This is a genomic window from Streptomyces sp. NBC_00358 (assembly GCF_036099295.1).
GTDB lineage: Bacteria > Actinomycetota > Actinomycetes > Streptomycetales > Streptomycetaceae > Streptomyces.
The window spans coordinates 9,256,420-9,270,887 of record NZ_CP107976.1; the positions used below are offsets into that span (position 1 = coordinate 9,256,420).

General features: G+C 66.9%; 14 protein-coding genes. 5 read left to right on the plus strand and 9 right to left on the minus strand.

The window, feature by feature from the left end:
* Nucleotides 1-49: 49 nt before the first annotated feature.
* The 7 genes from OHT01_RS39870 to OHT01_RS39900 all read right to left on the minus strand — a co-directional run bounded on the left by OHT01_RS39870 (nucleotide 50) and on the right by OHT01_RS39900 (nucleotide 5,237).
* Complete coding sequence (locus tag OHT01_RS39870; RefSeq protein WP_328551029.1) at nucleotides 50-1,174, minus strand: IS4 family transposase; 1,125 nt, start codon at nucleotides 1,172-1,174, stop codon at nucleotides 50-52.
* A gap of 58 nt (nucleotides 1,175-1,232) precedes the next feature.
* Nucleotides 1,233-1,601 carry a hypothetical protein gene (locus tag OHT01_RS40335; RefSeq protein ID WP_443043571.1) on the minus strand — a complete coding sequence of 123 codons (369 nt, stop codon included), beginning with the start codon at nucleotides 1,599-1,601 and terminating at the stop codon, nucleotides 1,233-1,235.
* Nucleotides 1,602-1,823: 222 nt separating this feature from the next.
* The gene (locus tag OHT01_RS39880) at nucleotides 1,824-3,551 is read right to left on the minus strand and encodes a TerD family protein (RefSeq protein WP_328551028.1); all 1,728 of its coding nucleotides are present in this window, start codon (nucleotides 3,549-3,551) and stop codon (nucleotides 1,824-1,826) included.
* 606 nt (nucleotides 3,552-4,157) lie between these two features.
* A complete protein-coding gene (locus OHT01_RS39885) occupies nucleotides 4,158-4,364 on the minus strand; it encodes a hypothetical protein (protein ID WP_328551027.1) in 207 nt (68 codons plus the stop codon).
* Complete coding sequence (locus OHT01_RS39890) at nucleotides 4,361-4,564, minus strand: hypothetical protein (protein WP_328551026.1); 204 nt, start codon at nucleotides 4,562-4,564, stop codon at nucleotides 4,361-4,363. The genes OHT01_RS39885 and OHT01_RS39890 overlap by 4 nt, the downstream gene beginning before the upstream one ends.
* Nucleotides 4,561-5,031, minus strand: coding sequence for a hypothetical protein (locus tag OHT01_RS39895; RefSeq protein ID WP_328551025.1), 471 nt, complete (start codon nucleotides 5,029-5,031; stop codon nucleotides 4,561-4,563). The genes OHT01_RS39890 and OHT01_RS39895 overlap by 4 nt, the downstream gene beginning before the upstream one ends.
* Nucleotides 5,028-5,237 carry a hypothetical protein gene (locus OHT01_RS39900; protein WP_328551024.1) on the minus strand — a complete coding sequence of 70 codons (210 nt, stop codon included), beginning with the start codon at nucleotides 5,235-5,237 and terminating at the stop codon, nucleotides 5,028-5,030. Before OHT01_RS39900 ends, OHT01_RS39895 begins: the two co-directional genes overlap by 4 nt.
* Before the next feature lie 175 nt (nucleotides 5,238-5,412).
* Between OHT01_RS39900 and OHT01_RS39905 the strand changes: the two genes are divergently transcribed.
* Together OHT01_RS39905 and OHT01_RS39910 are read left to right on the plus strand one after the other, a co-directional pair.
* Nucleotides 5,413-6,150 carry a DUF6879 family protein gene (locus OHT01_RS39905; protein WP_328551023.1) on the plus strand — a complete coding sequence of 246 codons (738 nt, stop codon included), beginning with the start codon at nucleotides 5,413-5,415 and terminating at the stop codon, nucleotides 6,148-6,150.
* A 9-nt stretch (nucleotides 6,151-6,159) separates the two neighbouring features.
* Nucleotides 6,160-7,017: a helix-turn-helix domain-containing protein gene (locus OHT01_RS39910; protein ID WP_328551022.1), complete on the plus strand. Its 858-nt coding sequence runs from the start codon at nucleotides 6,160-6,162 to the stop codon at nucleotides 7,015-7,017.
* 378 nt (nucleotides 7,018-7,395) lie between these two features.
* Here the strand turns inward: OHT01_RS39910 and OHT01_RS39915 are convergent, their stop codons facing one another.
* Both OHT01_RS39915 and OHT01_RS39920 read right to left on the minus strand, forming a co-directional pair.
* The gene (locus tag OHT01_RS39915) at nucleotides 7,396-7,674 is read right to left on the minus strand and encodes a DUF3761 domain-containing protein (RefSeq protein ID WP_328551021.1); all 279 of its coding nucleotides are present in this window, start codon (nucleotides 7,672-7,674) and stop codon (nucleotides 7,396-7,398) included.
* Between the two features lie 73 nt (nucleotides 7,675-7,747).
* On the minus strand, nucleotides 7,748-8,110 hold the full coding sequence (locus OHT01_RS39920; RefSeq protein WP_328551020.1) for a hypothetical protein: 363 nt from the start codon (nucleotides 8,108-8,110) through the stop codon (nucleotides 7,748-7,750).
* A 435-nt stretch (nucleotides 8,111-8,545) separates the two neighbouring features.
* Between OHT01_RS39920 and OHT01_RS39925 the strand changes: the two genes are divergently transcribed.
* The 3 genes from OHT01_RS39925 (at nucleotide 8,546) to OHT01_RS39935 (ending at nucleotide 14,432) form a co-directional block, all read left to right on the plus strand.
* Nucleotides 8,546-9,028 carry a hypothetical protein gene (locus tag OHT01_RS39925; RefSeq protein WP_328551019.1) on the plus strand — a complete coding sequence of 161 codons (483 nt, stop codon included), beginning with the start codon at nucleotides 8,546-8,548 and terminating at the stop codon, nucleotides 9,026-9,028.
* A 6-nt stretch (nucleotides 9,029-9,034) separates the two neighbouring features.
* Nucleotides 9,035-9,988: a hypothetical protein gene (locus tag OHT01_RS39930; RefSeq protein ID WP_328551018.1), complete on the plus strand. Its 954-nt coding sequence runs from the start codon at nucleotides 9,035-9,037 to the stop codon at nucleotides 9,986-9,988.
* 745 nt (nucleotides 9,989-10,733) lie between these two features.
* Nucleotides 10,734-14,432, plus strand: a complete 3,699-nt coding sequence (locus OHT01_RS39935; RefSeq protein WP_328551017.1) for an SGNH/GDSL hydrolase family protein — start codon at nucleotides 10,734-10,736, stop codon at nucleotides 14,430-14,432.
* Nucleotides 14,433-14,468 lie beyond the last annotated feature (36 nt).

Sequence of the window (14,468 nt, forward strand, 5' to 3'; positions counted from 1 at the left end):
CGCAGGCGTCTGACGGGCAGGAGCCGTTCCAGGAGGTCCTGCTCCAGCATCACCAGTGCCCTGACCAGGAGGTCAGGGGGAAAAACTGCCCGGCGTGACGGTCACGCTGCGCCGGGCGGAGCGCAGGGTTTCGGTGAAGGAGACCCGGTCGGGGGTCCAGGCCGCGGGTGGCGGCCGTTCTCAGCATGAGTTCCCGCAGCGCGCGGTGGACCAGCAGGTGTGCCCAGATCTGCTGGCGGACGCCGTCGGGTGTTTTGCTGCTGAGCACGACGCGTGGACCGCGCTGATGGGTTTTGATCTCGGCGAAGACGGACTCGATCTCCCAGCGTTCGCGGTAGAGCGTGGCCAGTTGCCGGGCCGGATACCGGCGGGCGTCCAGCAGGGTGGTGACCAGGCGATAGCCGTCGCTCTCACCCTGACCGGACCGGTCCTTGAGCCGGTAGGCCAGGACACGGACCACGACCGGCTCCTTGCGGGCCGGACCGCTGCTTGCTCTGATGTGTGAGAGCCAGGACCCGTCGTGGAACTTTTTGATCACGGACAGGACGCGGTTGGCGGGCACCCGCCACAGCAGATCGGCGCCGGTGGCGGTGAACGCCCGCCACAACGGGACGCCGAGGAACTCGCGTTCGGCCAGGACGAGTTGGCCCGGGCCAGTCGAACGCGGCAGACGAGCCACCAGGGTGACTTCCCCGGTGCGGCAGCCGGCCAGTTCCGCGTCCAGCACCGCATGACTGCCGATCTCCACCAACGCCGCCATCCGCACCTGCGGAAATGCGCTCCTGCCCGACCCGCGGCCACTGCCCGGCCGCCCGAACGCGGTCGCGTTGGCTTCGCTGTCCGCGACGTCCCAGCAGGTGCCGTCGACGGCCAGCAGCCGCAGGCCACGACAGAACGCGCCGGGCGTGGCCTCGGTCGCCATCGGCTTCGCGGTCGTGGCGAACAGCACCCGCAAGGGTTCGGAGCCCAGCCGTTGCCGGGCCCTGAACAGGGAGGACTTCGCCGGAACACGCCAGTTGCCCAGCAGCCCCAACCCCCGCAAGCCCTCGACGAGGTGGCGCATCACTTCCAGATACGGGGCAGGCGAGAAGAGGGCCAACGCCAGCACGAAATACACCACCAACCGCGCGGGAAGCAGCCGCTGACGTTGCTCGGCACGACCGAATGCCGCCACCACCCGATCCACCAAGCCTGGCGGATACACCCAGGTCAACAGGCCAAGACCCGATAAGTCAGACACGCTCGCAGACCGCGGCGCAGTCCGCGACCTCATCGACGTCCACGCCGCCTCCCAGCACCGCACCACTGCCGACCTCGAAACGCTCGGCCGCCGCCACGCACGCTTCGAATTCAGCCTCCAGGACCTGCGCGACCGCCTTAACGGTGCCGAATGGTGGGACGACAAGGACTTCACCGACTATGGTCTCAATCCCGGCCAACTGGCCGACCTGCGCGCCTGGGCCCTCGCCTGGGCGGCCGAGCTTGATGCCCGCCTGTACGCCGAGGAGAACCCGGACGAGGTTTGAGAGTCGTACGGCGGTCCCGACGATCACCGCGCGTACGCGCCGCCGACCGCGCATGGCGCGCCTGCTGCCGGTCATGCTGCGAGAGCCGGCCGACCACAAGCGCGCCAGACCGACTTGCCGGCGACGTCCATGCGGTCTTCGAAGAACTGCGCCGCATGGCCGTGTACGGGGCCGAGGCGCGCGCCCTGGTTGTGAAGGCCATCAAAGCTCTGCGCTGACCCAGACATACCAATGTGCTTGCCCCTCCGCGTGGAGAGACGGGCCAACGTGCCCGCTGACAGGCTCTTCAGACGCCCGCTATTCGACGTTTACGCCGTGGGCTCGGGCGAGTCCGTCGAGTCCGTCCGCCCAGCCCTGGCCGATGGCGCGGAGTTTCCACACGGGCTCGCCGTTGACGTTGTGCCGGTACAGCTCGGCGATGACCATGGCGCGGATGTCCGGGTCTGCGGGTGGGCTGAAGGTCCAGCCGGTGCCGGTCACGCATTCCATGGACAGGGCCGCGTGGGTGAGTGATCCGCAGGTCAGGCCGGTGTCGACGTCCATGTTGATGGCGACGGCGACACGCTGCACCCGGTCGGGCAGGGCGGACAGATGGATGACGGCGCGTTCGGTGGTGTGCGGGCCTTGCGCGTGCTTGCCCAGGAGCCGTGCGGCACCGTTGGCGGTGGAGGGCTGGTTGTAGAAGACGAAGTCCTCGTCACCGGCCACCGTGCCATCGTTGCCGGTGAGGAAGAGGGTGAGGTCCGCGTCCGCGCCGGCGAAGGTGAAGGCGATGCTCAGCCCCTGCCAGGCATCTTCAGGCAGAGCGAGGGTCTGCCCGGCCACGAGGGGAGACACCGTGGCGGGCGGCAGCGGGGGAGCGGGCGGCGGCTCGGCCAGGTGGCTGTGCTTCCATTCGGCAAACGGCCTGATCCGGTACGGGTCGGCGGTTACGGCCCGGTCGTCGGGTGGGGTGTTGCCGCTCAGAGTACTGTCAAGGCCGGCGAGAGAGGGCTCACCGGATTCCGGTTCGTCTTGCGCGTGATCCAGGAGTTCTCGCAGGCCCGGGATACGGGCGGTATCCAGCGGCTTGAGCGTGCTGGAGAGGTTGCCGGAGGCGGTGGTGGTGACCGAGCAGGCGACGTCCTCCCCGATGTCCAGGAAGCGCAGCGCGTCCTCGGGTTCGCGCCATGGGGTGGTCTCGATCGCCTGGCGGGTCCAGCGGCCGTAGGCGACGAATCCGAGCCGCTGGGTGTCGGGCAGGCGGGTCAGCACGGCCAGGTCGATGGCGGTGATACCGGGTGCGGTGGCGAAGCCCTCCTTGAGGGTGGCGACCACGTTGGAGCCCATGGCGGTCAGCCACCACAGGAGCCGGTCGCGTTTCGTCAAATTCTTCAGGGCCGGGCGGCCACTCGAGGTAAGCCCGGGTGTCTGAGTCGGCATCGAGTCGAAGTCCTGATGACGCATCAGAACGGACAGGACCGAACCATCCACTCCGAGCGCGCAACCGGCCGCAGGGTTGTCCGAGAATGCGGCATTCACCGCTTCGCAAACGGTGTCCTCGTCGTGGGCGAGCAGCGCCTGCCACCAGTGCCCGGCTTCGTCTGTCAGCTGTTCACGCACCGCACTCAGGCGTGCTGACTCGGCCGCCAGATACGCGGGAGCATCGAGCTCCGCTCGCTGTTTGGCGCCGGCCCGCTCCGCACGGGCCAGCCACCCCACACCCTGCAAGTGAAACGTCTGGGCCTCAGCCAGTGCCCAGGGCAGACCCAGCTGCGGAGCATCCCCGATCACCGGAGGATGCGCGCTGGGAAAGGACTGCAGATGGACGCTGGTCATCTGCCGCCTCAATTCCCGCAACTGCGCGATGGCCGCATCCCGATCAGCCTCCTGCTGAGCCCTCTCTGCTTGCCGGCGAGCGCGCTCCATCTGCGCGGCGGAAGGGGCGACCGACCTGGACTGCGTGGTCCGGCGGGTGCTGGTCGTGGTCCGCCGGCTGCCTCGGAGGGAACTCGAGGCGTAGAAGGGGCCGAGTCCCGTCGACATCCGGGCACCTCCGCTGCCCACACTGATCCTCGCCGCCCTCGGCCCGACGGAAGTCCTCACCCCACGCGTTGAGACACGCACGCTCATGCCCGGAACACCAACACGAAACCCGAATCCCACGGCCCACCCCTCTCACTTGGGGACACAGTGTGGCACCGGCCCCGGCAGCGAGTGGCCGTGCCCTCTCATCGCGGCCTCTGCAGGAACTCCTGCCCGTCCTTCTTGCAGGTCCTTACCGCTCGCATAGGACAAGGCGTGCCTGGCGGCCGACCCGAGCGTGCCTGACGAGCTTGTGTGAGGGCCCCAGTCGACCCGAATGGATCGGCAGATCGGAGTCGAAGATGTTGACGGTCAGCTCCGTGATATGCGGAGCGACCGCGTTGAGCAGCTCTTGCGGGTCGCGGGTGCGGGTCGTGGCGGAACGCTCTAACGCGACGGTCACGTCTTGCTCCTGTTGCGCTTGTTTGCCTCTGGTGAGAGGCGGTTGAACCCGCCCGCCCTCCTGGGGTGCAGAGGGCGGGCGTTCATCCGGCGACCCGCCCTGTACGCCGTCGTGAGGGCGGGCCGCCGTTCTCGCTGCCGGACGGGGGAGCCGACAGCGAGAGCTCAGGAGTTCGCGGCGCGGTACGCCTCCCACAACGCCTCGGCGGTCGTGCACCGCGTGGCGTCCACCGCGCACGTGGCGCAGTCGCGGCCGTGGTCTATGTATGCGCGGTACGCCCGCTGCACCCGGTTGAAGACGCCTGCACTCGCGACGCGCTGCAGGTGGCCGTAGCCGGTGCCCGTGTCCACGAACTGGAAGCGGCTACTCACGACCGCCGCCGTCCGCGGTGGGGGTGGTGGCGGATCTCGCCGTTGCAGTCGGACGCCTTCGAGTAGTCCCCAGAGGCCGCAGCCTCCGCGCTCTGCCGCACGAGCGCCGCGCACACCCCGCAGTGCGGGGCGGGCTTGGGCCGGTCCATCGGCAGGGGCAGGTCAACGGGCGCGTCGTCCATGGTGGTCTGCTGTGTCATCCGAAAGCCTCCGCTGGGAGTCGAGGGCCGCCGCCCGGGCCGAGCGCGGCGCCGAGGAAGGTGGGATCGGTGAGTCGCCCGCTGCCGTCCGGTCGCTCTACCCACACGCGGCCGCGCACCGGGTACAGCACGGGCGGGCACCTCAGGGGCCAGCCGTGGGGGTGGACGGTGAGGAGGCGAATGTCGTCCAGCTCGTCGTCGAGACAGGGCGGGAGCAGCCACCACGCGCGCTCCGAGGTGACGTCCGCGAGGACCGGGCCGAGGCGGTCGGGCCCGATGCGCTTGATCGCGTCCATCGACTGCCTGAGGGGCGCCTCGGCTGCCATCCAGTGTGGGCCGGTCTCGATGGGCGCGAGTTCCTCCGCGTCCCACGCGCGCTGTATGTCGGCGGGGCAGATCACGCAGGACAGGAGCCAGGCCTGCGCTGCCTGACGCAGTGATTGCGCGGACTCCGTGGCCTTGCTCATGCCCCTGGCTCCGCTCGCTGAAGTGCTTGCGCAAGCTGCATGATCACGTCCGCCCGCGCACGCCCAAGGTCCACGAGGCTGGGAGTCGGCGAGCCCGGGTCGACTGCGAGCGACGGCAGCACGATGCCGGCCTGATCCAGTGCTGCCCTCAGCGACTCCACGGCCGTGAACGGGTCAACGTCTTGCGACTCAAGTGCTGAGAGCATGAACAAGACGGTAGGCGCGCGAAGTTGCTCGCCGCGTCGCTGGTTTCTCGAAGTTTCTTGACAGCCCTACGAAGTTGCGCGATGTTTCCCACGGAGGCCGACTGAGCCGCGTGTCCGGGGCGTTGTCCTCGGGGAGGCTGGGTCCACACCAAGGCTCCGAGCGGAGGAGACGGCCATGCGACGGCTTCGTTTCAACGGCACAGGCTCAGGGGGAGGAGGCTGCCCCGGCGTCCACGAGGACCTCGACAGCGGGGACGTCATCGTGCACGGACCGCCGCTCACCGACCCCGCCGACCTGGCGCAGCTTCAGCACCGCGACGAAGGCGAGGTGGCCATCGTCGTACCGCGCAACACTCTCGTCGACTTCGGTCCGCGCGACGAGACCCCGCGGCTCATCAACGCCGACGACGAGTTCGAGCGCCTCTTCGAGACCTTCGCCCACACCGCATGGCGGCTGGAGACCCGACGCCGGTACGCAAGCGACGAACAGACCGACGAGTGGGCCCAGTTCGCCGCAGGCCAGCGCATCGACTGGGATTACGACGACGACTGGTGCCGCAACGTCCGAGTGCAGGCAGCGCAGGGCAAGCGGTTCGAGCGCGTGCGGCTGGTTGATACCCCCGCCACGCCAGGGCAGTTGTACCTGCGCAGCAACGCAGCACGGAACTGCGCCGTGGGCGAGGACATTCGCAACCTGTCCCGCACGGAGGCCGAGCGGCTGCGCCTGCCCGACGAAGACTTCTGGCTCTTCGACTCACGCCTAGTAGCACGGCTCATCTTCGACGAGGACGACAACCTGACGGGCGCCGAGCTCATCACCGAGCCGGCCGCGGTCAACCGCTACTGCCGGGTGCGAGACGCAGCCTGGCACTATGCCGTTGCGTACGCAGAGTTCGAGGTCGACCAGAAATGACGAGGTCCGGTGAGCACCGACTATCAGCAGGCACGCGAGGCCCTGGGGCTACGACTTCGGGAACTGAGGATCACGTGCCCTGATGGTCGGCTCACCGGCGAGCAGCTCGCCGAACGCCTTGGCGCCGGGTGGACAAAGTCCAAGGTGAGCAAACTGGAGAACGGCAGGCAGACCGCCGACGCCGAGGAACTCAGGGCGTGGGCCAAGGCCACCGGACACCCGGAGGCGTACGACGGTCTGCTCGCCCAACTGCGCGGCTTCGAGTCCCACATCCGCTCGTGGCGCCGGCAGCTGGCCTCGGGCCATCGTCCCGTGCAGGACGCCATCACCGCCGAGCACGACCGCACCCGGGTGCTGAGCATCTGGGAAAACAACCTCGTGCCCGGCATGCTGCAGACGGCCGACTACGCCCGCCATGTCCTCACCAGGCACGCCAACCTTATGCAGTCGCCGCGGGACACCGAGGACGCTGTGCGCGCCCGGATCCGCCGTCAAGAGGGGCTGTACTCGCAGGGCAGGAAGTACCGGATCATGGTGTGGGAGGGGGCGCTCTATGCCCTGGTGTGCCCGCCCTCCGTACTGGCCGCGCAGCTGGATCGTCTCGCGAGCGTCATCGGGCTGGACACCGTGGAATTTGGAATCGTCCCGTTTGCCGCTTCACTGAAGATCTACCCGGGCAACGGGTTCTGGATCTACGACGAGCGCCGCGTCGTCGTCGAGGACTGGCACGCGGAGCTGTGGCTTGACGATGCGGACAGCGTCGCGACCTACCTGCGGGTCTGGGACACGCTGCGGGAGTCCGCGGTCTATGGGGTCGACGCCCACAACGTCATCAACCGGGCCCGGCGGGCTGTTAATCCGCGCTGATCTGAACTCCCTGCGGCGACACGAATCACCAGGCCGGTTGATGCCGCCGTCGGGGTCAGGGGCGTAAAAGCCGGAACCGGAAGAGGACGGCGGCATGACGGGATCCCCTCGCGTGCCAACGGTCTGGACGACGAACTGCCCCGCACGCTCCACGAAGCACAGACTGCCGACCACCGTAGCGAGGCAGCCATCCGCCAGCGGCTGGATCAGACAACCTCAACGCCTTCGTGTGCGCCAGCGGCTGGACATGGGCGGCCTGTCCTGGATCGAGGGCCACCCAGAGGGCAGACCCGTCAGCTGATCCCTGTCAGCCGACAGCGCCTCTCGGAGCATGAATCCAGGCGACGCCCCGACGGTGCGGGGACGTCGCCCGGCTTTCTACCGGTACCAGTACTTCACGCCACGGTGGTGGGAGCAGGTGCCCCGGAAGTGGGCGCTGTAGGAGTAGGTGCCGTCCTTGCACTTCGCCATTGCCCCGCGCGGGTGGGGCGAGTTCGCCTTGCAGACGCCCGTCGTGTGCCGGGCGCACGACGCGGCCGCAGCATCGGTGGCCGTGGCCACCGGCGCCAGCAGAGCGCCGGCCATGACGACGGTAGCTACAGCGCCCCGGAATTTGGTGAGCGTGAAGTCTCCATTCAGACTCGGAGACGCGATCATGCACCGTCAGGCGGCTCCCTCGGGGGCCTGTCCGCCCCCGATCGCAGGGTCGTGACACGGTAGGCGGAAGACGTCAGAGCGGAGTCTGTTGTATTTGGCTAATTTCCACTCCTATCGACGCCGCGTCCTTTTCCCAGGGGACAGACACAGTTCCGGTGTAAGTCCTTTGAGCACCTACGGTCCGGGTGACCCATTTCGGGTTCGCTGCGCCCGAACCGTCGCCGTCGAATTTGAACGCAATCTTGTATTCGACCGGTGAACGGTCGAGGTTGCGGATCGTGTACTGAGCGGCGAAGACGAGGTGACCGTGGCTCATTTCGGTTCCGTACTGGGTCACTTCGACCGGCTTGGCGGGAGTGGGAGTGGGGGAGTGGCCGGTGCAGGCGGCGAGGGTGGCGAGGAGGGCTGCAACGGAGGCAGCGGTTCGTGTGCGCATGACGCCGGAAGGCTAGAGGCGTTATTACTGGCGGGCAAGGATTTTCATCAACTTGCCCGGATGATGACACTTCTCTGTAGTGAGCTGCCGACTGCAGGTCGGGAGCGAGATGCAGATTTTCGCCATTCCTGACCCGCTCGCCAGAAGTTCCATACATTCCGTATTTCTGGGAAACACACAGGCAGAGGCACGCGGGGGCGGGTTCCACTTGGGTCGCCGGATTCTCGTCATGCGAATGAATCGTTCTTGCGACTCCTGGTGTACGTGTGCATACAGTGCCCTGCCTGCGGCGAATGGACCAGACCAGTCCGCCCGCACGCAGGTGGAGCAGGCAAACGGGGACACATCCGACCACGTGCTCTCCCCTGGCCTGCCCGCACAGCTATTACGGGGAGGAAAACCTTGCGTCTCACACGAGCCGCCGTCACTACCGCCATGGCAGCAGTCGCTGTGGCGGCCACCGTTACGGTGGCGCCACCGGCATCGGCTGCTTCCTACGTTCACAACGACTGCACGGCGAGCGACACCAGCCACCCGACCCACTGTTTCCGTATCCACTTCAACTCGCGTTCCGAGACTACGGAGATGTCCCAGAGCGCCTGCCTTGCCACCCGCCATTCCCGGTCCAACGAAGACGGCTATTCGCCCAACGGCGCGACGTTCATCAACTTCGTGTTCGGCGGCTTTCCCTCCGAGGTTTACGGCGGCATGCAGACGCCCTGTGACCCCACGGGATCCGGAGGAGCCGTGTACCACAACGCCGCTTCCGCGTGGAACCAGGACTCATACGCCGGGTACACCATCTATGCCAATACCGGCTACAGCGGCACGAGCAAGTACTACCCGAAGGCTGACGGCTATGCCCGCAATCTGGGCAGTGGCTTGAAGAACCACAACGGCTCGCACAAGAGGAGTTGATCGGCGATGTCGACACCCAGAGTCCGGGCCGCTGCGTTCGTCTTCGCCGCTGTCACGGCCGCCACTGTGTCCGTCTCTTCATGCGGCGCTCCGCATCACGTTTCAGGCAGCGGGAAGGGCCGGCACGTGGTTGCGCAGGCCATGCCGCTGCCGGATGCTGAAGTTCGCGCAACCTGGCCGAAGCGGCAGGTGGAACGGGGCCTGGCCAAAGGAATGAGGCTCCCGCTCCAGGACTACATGCTCGGCTATGCCGACGTTGTGGATGGGGAGAACGCCAGGGACCTGGTGAAGCAGGAATGCATGCGGCGCCTCAGTTTCCAGTTCGCGCCCGAACCGTCAGGCCTGCACCCGGGTCCCGCGTACGACGCGATGAACATGAAGCGCCGCTACGGCATCACCGACCGCACCGAGGCCACCATCTACGGCTTCGCCCCGGCCCAGGCGGGCACCGATGACGACAGCACCTCTGCGGAGGATGCCGAACTCGCCAGGGAGGACAGCGAGTCCTCGGTTCCGGGCTGGGACAAGGCGATGAACGACACGTGCATCCCCGAGGCGAACGCGAAGGTCGGCGTCCTGTTCGAGACCGACCTGGCGGGAGACCTCGCCTCACAGTCCTACGGCGCCACCATCAAACAGACACCCGTCAGGAACGCCATCGCCACGTGGTCCTCGTGCATGGCCGGCAACGGTCACCGGGTGAAGACCCTGGACGACGCCGAGGGCCGGTTCGCCACACCGAAGCTGCCCGGCCTGAAGCCGGGCAAAGCGGAGGTGTCGATGGCAACCGACGATGTCGATTGCAAGCAGACCAGCAACCTCGTCGGCACCTGGTACAGGGCGGAAACCGCCTACCAACACAAGCAGATCGCCTCCCACAGGGGTGAACTGGAGGCGGAGAGGGCCCGCAACAGAAGGTTGATCGAGCGGACACGGGCTGTTCTGAGCGCCCGAAAGTAGATCGCTTGCCCTTTTCTCCAGCCGGCCGCCGCACCCCGCAGTTCGTCTCAACGTATGAAGACGCCCCCGTGGTGCGGCGGCTTGCCCTGTCATGCACGAAAAGCATGCATAAGAAGGGGCAAAGCCTTGAAGGCACTCAGATCGGCTCATCAGGCACATGTCGCTTTTGCCGGCTTGGCAGCCATGGCGATCCTCGCCGGACTCGTACAGACGGCCACACCGGCCTCGCCGCCGAGGCGAAACCGAAACCGGCAACCGCACCACCTACCAAGCCGGCACCCGGACCGCCTGCCCAGGTCACCAATCCCGGCAGCAAGCTCGGCAAGAACTGGAACACCTCCAAGGACCGAGCTGTCACCGGCGCTGCGGGGCGGTGCCGCGCCTAATCAGCCCCACTCTCGACAGGGAATCGATATATTTTATGAAATACAGCAAAAAGGCCCGAATATCTCTGACTGCATTAACGGCCGGGGGACTCCTGGTCGGACTTCTCCAGTCCAGCGCGTCGGGCCTCGAGCGGCAATCCGCAGACGCCCCTGGGGCAAGCTCACACCCGGCGCGTGATTCTGGCATCAAACCCCCCGCCAGAATCACCAAACCGGCCGAAACGCTCGGTTCGGACTGGAAGACGTCTTCCGACCGGGCCGTCACCGCGGCTGCGGACAGCGACGGCCTCCATCTGCTGGTCGCCGACAGCTCGGCTGCGTACGCCTGGAAGACCGCAGCCGTCCTCAGCGAACCGGGTATGCCCGGTGACACCTGGATCGGCAACGCGTGCGTCATCGATCACGACTACGCGGCCGTCGTCTACGCCCCACGCACGTTCACCAACCACCCCGACATGATGCTCGGCGGAGCCTTCACAGCGATCGTCGATCTCGACAAGGGAGTGGTGAAAAAGCTTCCGTTCACCGCATCCCTCGCCTACTTCGACCCCACCTGCAACCCGGACACCCACACGGCAGCGTTCACCGCGCAGCGGGACAACGAGTCACGACTGGTGACCGTGGACACGCACGGCCGTACCGTGGCCGACACCGTCGCGCAGGGGCAGGTCACCACTCCGGTCCCCGTGAGCGACGGTGTGATCGCGGCGCTCGGCAACCGGCTCGTGCACATCGACCGCAAGGGCAAGGCGAAGACTCTCGCCAGGACCAGCCGGGTCCCGTACGACATCCACTCGCTTCCGGGCGGGAAGATCGCTTTCCTCGACCGCTCGGGCGACATCACGGCGCACGCCAAGACGTACACGGCCGGCAAGGTCGCCACGGTGGCCACCGGCAAGCTGGATCAGCTCGCCCTGAAGCAGGCCGGCGCCGATCGGGTGTTCCTCACCGGCGAGCCGTCCGGCAGGACACACCTTTCCGGCAGTGGGGTGAGCCGGCTGGACGCACCGGCGGAGGCCGACGTGTCCAGCCTGGGCAGACTCGCCGTCAACCCTGTTCTCTCCGATGCCGTCCAGAGGGGTCTGGACAACATCAAAAACGCGGGCAAGGGCTTCACCAAGGGGGGTGAGCCCGCTCCCGGCGAGATCGGCCATGCCCTCACCGTCACGGGTGTCGCGACGGCGACCGGGAAACCCACCATGCAGATCGCCGCAGAGCCCGGCACGGCGACAGGAGGCGCCAAACTGTCCCCGGCACTGGCTGGCACCCCCAGCGCCAAGACGCCGAGGGCATCTCTCGGCATCGAGAACAACCCGGTGGACACCGACCGCTGGTGCTCGGTCCCGCGCAACGACGTCAGTCAGCTGGCCCTGCAGCCCACCCCCAACCAGGTGGAATGGGCTGTGGACATGGCGGTCAAGGGCAATCTGCGCTCCAACTACCTCACTCAGGGCGGATGGCGCTCCCAGACCGGCATCGGCACGATCGACCCGCAGGGCCTGTTCCCCATCCCGACCCTGACCGGCGGCAACGGCAGCGGCCGCATCCCCGCCCAGGTCGAACTCGGCATCCTGGCTCAGGAGTCCAACCTGTGGCAGGCGGAACAAGGCTCCATCCCCGGGCAGATGGGCAACCCGCTCGCCGCGGTGGACGGCTTCTACGGCCATGACGGCAAAGCAACCACGTCGGCCGGCCACTGGAGAATCAACTGGAACAAGTCCGACTGCGGCTACGGAGTCGGCCAGGTCACCGACGGCATGCGCCTGGCGGGCTACGAGAAGGTCGACGACAACGGGCACAAAGAAACCGCTCTGTCTCCAACCCTGCAGAAGGCCGTGGCGCTCGACTACGCCACCAACATCGCCGCCTCACTGAAGATCCTCGCCGACAAATGGAACGAGGTCCACACCAGCGGCCAGCTGGTCACCGCCAACAACGACGACCCCTCCAAGCCGGAGAACTGGTTCACCGCCGTGTGGAACTACAACCTCGGCTTCAACAAACCCGGAGCGGACACCAACTGGGGCCTGGGCTGGTTCAACAACCCCGCCAACCCCAACTACCCGCCCACCCGCAAAGTCTTCATGAACACCGACCTCGACGCCGCGGCCGTCAAGGACGCCGCGCATCCCCAGGACTGGCCGTACGAGGAGAAGGTGCTGGGCTGGGCCTCCTGGTCCATCGACACCGGCCACTCCTACGCCACCTCCGGCCGCCAGGACTGGCCGGGCGAGTCCGGCTTCGCCTCCGCCGGCTTCCGCCCCGCCTACTGGAACGGCACCAACCAGACGGTCGTCGATCAGGGCAGCGCGAAATACAACCGGGCACACGCCAACCCGCCGCTCGACACGTTCTGCAACACCAAGAACAACTGCAGCGTGTTCAGCCCGCCCAACTGCCCCGACGTGAACTGCTACAAGCAGTACTGGTGGCATCAGTCCAATACAACCTGGAAGTCCGACTGCTCCACCACCTGCGGCTTCGAGAACATCAAGTACGCGACCCTGGTCAGTGAGCCCGGCCGCGGCACCCGCCTGCAGTACGGAACCCCGCTCTGCTCGGGTGCGACCAACGACAACCGGCCCAACGGCTCCTGGATGGTCGACTCCGTACCCGACGCCACTGACACCTGGAGCAGCTGCGGGAAGTCCTACTCAAGCGGAACCTTCAGGTTCGCCTTCAACGCGGACCCGGTCGCGACCGGTCCGGGCCTCGGCCCGTTCGAGGCCAAGGCCGACCTCCACCAGGTCGGCGGCGGCTACCAAGGCCACTACTGGTACACGCACACCCGCAACACGGACCATCTCGGCGGCGATAGCGGTGCCATGACCATCAAGGGCACCTGGACGCTCAACCAGAACCTCAACTGGGCCCGCGTCCTGGTGTACCTGCCCGACACCGGTGCCAAGACCCGCCAAGCCACCTACAGCGTCGGAGGCTCGGACAGCACCAGCCCGGATCGGGTCGTACTGCAGCGCGCCGGCGGCTGGGTGAGCATCGGGGCGTTCCACTTCACCGGGACGCCGACCGTGTCCCTGTCGAATTCGACCGTGGACGGAACGGGGGACGAGGACATCGCGTGGGACGCGGTGGCCTTCCAGCCCCTCACCAGCAAGCCCGCGAACTCTATCGTGGCCATGGGCGACTCCTACTCTTCGGGCGAGGGCGCAAGCGGGTCCGGCGGCACGGACTTCTTCCCGGAGACCGACCACATGGACAATGCGGACAGTGAGCTGATCGACAAGTGCCACCGATCCAAGCTCGCCTGGTCACGGCAGGCGACGCTACCCGGCGCCAGCATGTCCATCGGAGCCATGGCCGACAGCCTCGACACCCAGACGGACTACCACTTCATCGCCTGCTCAGGTGCCCGCACCTACAACATCCTCACCAGCGGGCAGTCCCACGAAGTGCCCCAGCTCTACGCTGGCTATCTCGACCAGAACACCACCCTGGTCACCCTGTCGGTCGGCGGCAACGACGCCAGGTTCTCGGACGTGTTCGCCCAATGCGCGCTTGGCGCCGGTACGGACCAGTGCCCGGACACAGCGATAGGAAACAAGGACCCGATCACCGGCGAGGATGTTGCCGGAGACACCGGACCTCTGAAGACCTGGGCTCCCACGTGGCTGCACGACAAGGTCCGGCCACGCATCGAGGCGGTGCTGATGCGGATTCATGATGTGGCACCGAACGCGAAGATCGTTCTCATGGGCTACCCGAGGCTGCTGTCGGGGGCCAAGGACTGCGTGGCGGGAATCGGCAAGGAGGAGGAGGCTCCCTGGCTGAACTCGGTCGCGGACATGCTGGACCAGGAGATGAACGGCGCCGCTTCGGACGCCAAGTCCCAGGACGGGATCAACGTCGTGTTCGCCGACCCGCGCGACAAGTTCGACACCAAAGCGGTATGCGGTGATCCGGAGTATGTGAACGGCATCGTAGAAAACGGACGCTCCCAGGTGGACACCTCATCACCCAAGCCCGCCATGGCGTCGTTCCACCCGAAGATCGCCGGAGTCCGCCTGTACGCCGACTTGCTGCAGCAGTATCTGCCGTAAAGAAGCCGAGTTACAGGCCCGTCTCCAGGTCGGGGC

What these genes read in the sequence shown, in the direction of transcription:
- OHT01_RS39900 (WP_328551024.1), bottom strand. Translation starts at nt 5,237, where the DNA reads ATGCTCTCAGCACTTGAGTCGCAAGACGTTGACCCGTTCACGGCCGTG.
- OHT01_RS39880 (WP_328551028.1), bottom strand. Translation starts at nt 3,551, where the DNA reads ATGTCGACGGGACTCGGCCCCTTCTACGCCTCGAGTTCCCTCCGAGGC.
- OHT01_RS39925 (WP_328551019.1), top strand. Translation starts at nt 8,546, where the DNA reads ATGGCAGCAGTCGCTGTGGCGGCCACCGTTACGGTGGCGCCACCGGCA.
- OHT01_RS39890 (WP_328551026.1), bottom strand. Translation starts at nt 4,564, where the DNA reads ATGACACAGCAGACCACCATGGACGACGCGCCCGTTGACCTGCCCCTG.
- OHT01_RS40335 (WP_443043571.1), bottom strand. Translation starts at nt 1,601, where the DNA reads ATGACCGGCAGCAGGCGCGCCATGCGCGGTCGGCGGCGCGTACGCGCG.
- OHT01_RS39905 (WP_328551023.1), top strand. Translation starts at nt 5,413, where the DNA reads ATGCGACGGCTTCGTTTCAACGGCACAGGCTCAGGGGGAGGAGGCTGC.
- OHT01_RS39935 (WP_328551017.1), top strand. Translation starts at nt 10,734, where the DNA reads ATGCCCGGTGACACCTGGATCGGCAACGCGTGCGTCATCGATCACGAC.
- OHT01_RS39930 (WP_328551018.1), top strand. Translation starts at nt 9,035, where the DNA reads ATGTCGACACCCAGAGTCCGGGCCGCTGCGTTCGTCTTCGCCGCTGTC.
- OHT01_RS39915 (WP_328551021.1), bottom strand. Translation starts at nt 7,674, where the DNA reads ATGATCGCGTCTCCGAGTCTGAATGGAGACTTCACGCTCACCAAATTC.
- OHT01_RS39920 (WP_328551020.1), bottom strand. Translation starts at nt 8,110, where the DNA reads ATGCGCACACGAACCGCTGCCTCCGTTGCAGCCCTCCTCGCCACCCTC.
- OHT01_RS39895 (WP_328551025.1), bottom strand. Translation starts at nt 5,031, where the DNA reads ATGAGCAAGGCCACGGAGTCCGCGCAATCACTGCGTCAGGCAGCGCAG.